Annotated in this window: 3 protein-coding genes and 1 other annotated feature; of the genes, 2 read left to right on the forward strand and 1 reads right to left on the reverse strand. The window is 41.8% G+C overall.

Translation table 11 applies throughout. From position 1 onward, the window contains the following. Positions 1 to 283: cupin domain-containing protein (locus J6U00_RS12630; RefSeq protein WP_296582385.1), on the forward strand; the 283-nt coding region annotated here is incomplete at its 5' end. A 448-nt stretch (positions 284 to 731) separates the two neighbouring features. Here the strand turns inward: J6U00_RS12630 and J6U00_RS12635 are convergent. Further along, entirely contained in the window at positions 732 to 1,163 is a 432-nt protein-coding gene (locus J6U00_RS12635) for a MaoC/PaaZ C-terminal domain-containing protein (protein ID WP_296582386.1), read from the reverse strand. A gap of 288 nt (positions 1,164 to 1,451) precedes the next feature. Continuing rightward, positions 1,452 to 1,697: a binding site (T-box leader), on the forward strand. A gap of 107 nt (positions 1,698 to 1,804) precedes the next feature. On the opposite strand from J6U00_RS12635, the gene J6U00_RS12640 reads away from it, so the two are divergent. Further along, the coding region (locus J6U00_RS12640) for an AMP-binding protein (protein WP_296582387.1) at positions 1,805 to 3,489 on the forward strand (1,685 nt) is incomplete at its 3' end.

Genomic DNA, 3,489 nt, shown 5'->3' on the forward strand with positions numbered 1-3,489 from the left:
TGAGCCTGCCTGCCGAAACAACTGGCATATCCATCACGCAAAAAGCGGCGGCGGACAGATGCTTATCTGTATTGGCGGCCGCGGTTGGTATCAGGAATACGGAAAAGAGCCGAGAGAACTAAATCCAGGCGATATTGTCAATATCCCTGCCGAAGTCAAGCACTGGCATGGTGCGGCTAAGGATAGCTGGTTCGCACATCTTGCAATCGAAATTCAAGGCGAGGATTGCAGTACGAAATGGTGCGAGGCTGTGTCCGACGAGGATTACAATAAACTGAAATAGTATATGTAAAGGCAGCCGTAATGGCTGCCTAACTTTTATCACTTTTCCATAAAAAAAACGAAACATACAAAAAAGTCCTCACAGCCGAAACTGTGAGGACTCATTGTTTTTAATCAGATAAACACATTAACGTGAATATCTCACCAGCTTAGTATCCTACGCTTAGTGGACTTCGCGTAAAGGTATTCTTTAGCATCGTCCAGATTCAGCGTAAAATAGCCGATCTGCGTATATTTCCGAATTACTTCTTTTCGCTTATTGCAGCCTGTACTGTGGATAGTGTGGCAATCAAAATAATATTCATAAAAGGCTGTATTACGCTGAGGATTTGATACGACAAAAGTCCTGCGTTGTCAGCAGTTATAATAGAATAAAACAAAAGCTGGAAAGTTGCTCCTTAACTTGGAATAGTATTCATACATTTTTGAGATACATCAATTCATCTCATTTACTGTAATCTGCATTTTACAATTGCTTCTGTCACATCAGTCAATACAAGCTCACCATTTTGATTATAAACGTCAAAGGATACGGCTACAATTCCATTTTTATCATTACGCTTAACGAGGTTTGTTATAGTTGCTTTTCCTGTCAGCACATCTTCTGCGAAAACGGGCTTGTGCCATTCAATTTTGGTTGATTTACCTGCAAGCAGTTCATTACCAAAAAAATCTACTTCAAGGTACTTTGCCCAGACAGCCATGAATGACATAACACCGGGAGCAATAAGTTTACCGAAGTGAGTTGTCTTTGCATATTCCTCATCTGTATGCATCGGCAAATCATCGTACTCTTTAGCAAATGCAAGCATTTTATCTTTGGCTATAACCGCAGGGGCTACCTCAACGCTCATTCCGAGTTTCATTTCATCAAAATACATATTATACCTTCTGAGTATATAAGAAAATGACCTTTATAATTTTGCTTTTGGAAATATATGTATTATACCATACACAGGATTATTTATAAATAATAAAATCATATCTGTTTGAAAAGTCTCAAAAACTTACAAAATATCAAATTTCAGTCATAGAATATAGTTCAGAGCACAAATTCAACTCCGTAGCGGCAGTTTTTGTGTTTTGATTAAACAAAATCTCGCAATAATTAAAAAATATTTTTTCGAAAAAGGTATTGACAAATGGATTTTTGTATGATATAATCCTGAACATAAGCTATGAGGAAGACAAGCAGAGGATTGCCAATGTCTGCAGAGAGCCGACGGTCGGTGTGAGTCGGTGTCAAGCAATGCTATGTATCCCTTCTGAGCCGGAATGCTGAAAGGATTTCAGTAAGCGTTCCCGTGATTCTGCGTTAATGAATAGGACTTGCTGGAGTCTGAAGTGGTGTTACGCAATAGCGGCACAATTTGAGTGGTACCGCGGGTAATCTGATTATGATACTCGTCTCAAAGTATTTATCTTTGAGACGAGTTTTTTGTTTTTCGCGGTAAAGACAGCGGCAGTATTTTTCTGCGACCGTTTCATTTTCCAGTATCAAATTTTAAAAGGAGAGATTATTATGAGTAAAATGACGGAATTGCAGAATGCAGAAGTAAGAATCAGAGAGGTCGCAGAGCGTATTTCAAATCTGCGTGAAGATCTTGGTATTTCAGTCGAAGAAATGGCTGTAAATACAGGATACTCCGTTGAAGACTACAAAAAATACGAATCAGGTGAACAGGATTTCAGTTTCACGTTCATCTACAAATGTGCTAATACCTTTAACGTTGATATCACCGACCTCATGGAAGGAAGCAGTCCTGAACTCAGCGGCTATACAGTTACCCGTAAGGGCGAGGGTTTGCCTATCGTTCGCAGAAAGGGCTTTGCCTACAACCGCCTTGCATCAAAATTCAAAAACAAGATCGTTGAACCATTTCATGTTGTTATCCCATATTCAGAAGAAGCTCTTTCACAGCCTCTGCATATGGCAAGCCACGCTGGACAGGAAATGGATATCGTTTTAAAGGGTACTGTACGTATGACAGTTGGTTCACATACAGAGATACTCCACGAGGGAGACTGTATCTATTACGACAGCTCCATGCCGCATGATGAAGTCGCTCTCGGTGGTGAGGACTGTGAGATCTACGCTTTCGTTATGGCTCCGCGCGGTACAACAGGAATGACCGAATTCCGCGAGCATATTGCTGAACATCATCTTACAAATGTCGATAAAGCAGGTCTTCTTAATCCGGTTTCAGAAAAGTTTGTCAAATGCGAGACTGATGAGAACGGAATTCTCAGCGGCGTTCAATTCGTAAATGAGGATAAGTTTAACTTTGCATATGATATCGTTGATGTAATGGCTGAAAAATGTCCTGACAAAACTGCTATGATCTATGTTGACGTTGATCATAATGAGAGAAAGTTCACTTTCAAAGACATCAAGAAGTATTCCTGCCAGACTGCTAACTACTTCAAGTCACTGGGCATTAAAAAAGGTGACAGAGTTATGCTTATCCTTAAACGTCACTATCAGTTCTGGTTCTCGATCATCGCTCTCCACCGTATTGGTGCGCTGGTAATCCCCGCATCAAATATGCTCAAGGAACACGACCTTGAATACAGATTCAATTCGGCTGAAGTATCTGCTATCGTATGTACTTCTGATGGCGAGGTTGCAGATGAAGTTGATAAGGCTTGTGCTGTTTCTCCTTCACTCAAGACAAAGATCATCGTAAACGGACAGCGAGAAGGCTGGCACGATTTCAACGAGGAGCTTTCGGCATACAGCACTCATTTTGAGCGCACTGCCGAGACGCCCTGTGGTACTGACCCTATGCTCATTTTCTTCAGTTCCGGTACATCAGGAAATCCGAAACTCGTTCTCCACAGCTACCAGTACCCGCTCGGTCACTATGTAACTGCACGCTACTGGCAGAATGCTGACCCGAACGGTCTGCACTTCACTATCTCTGATACCGGCTGGGGCAAGGCTCTCTGGGGCAAGCTTTACGGTCAGTGGATGAACGAATCTGCTGTATTCGTATATGACTTCGAGCGTTTCCACGCAGATGATATACTTCCCATGTTCAAGAAGTACAATGTAACATCATTTTGCGCACCTCCGACTATGTACCGTTTCTTCATCAAGGAAGACCTTTCCAAGTACGATCTCTCTTCACTTAAATATGCCTGCATCGCCGGTGAGGCACTCAACCCTGAGGTATTCCACCAGTTCTACAAGGCAACAAGCATCAA

Source organism: Ruminococcus sp. (assembly GCF_017650195.1).
Classification (GTDB): Bacteria; Bacillota; Clostridia; order Oscillospirales; family Ruminococcaceae; genus Ruminococcus.

Excerpts from the sequence above, each read along its gene's own strand:
- J6U00_RS12635 (WP_296582386.1), bottom strand. The coding sequence starts at position 1,163 with ATGTATTTTGATGAAATGAAACTCGGAATGAGCGTTGAGGTAGCCCCT.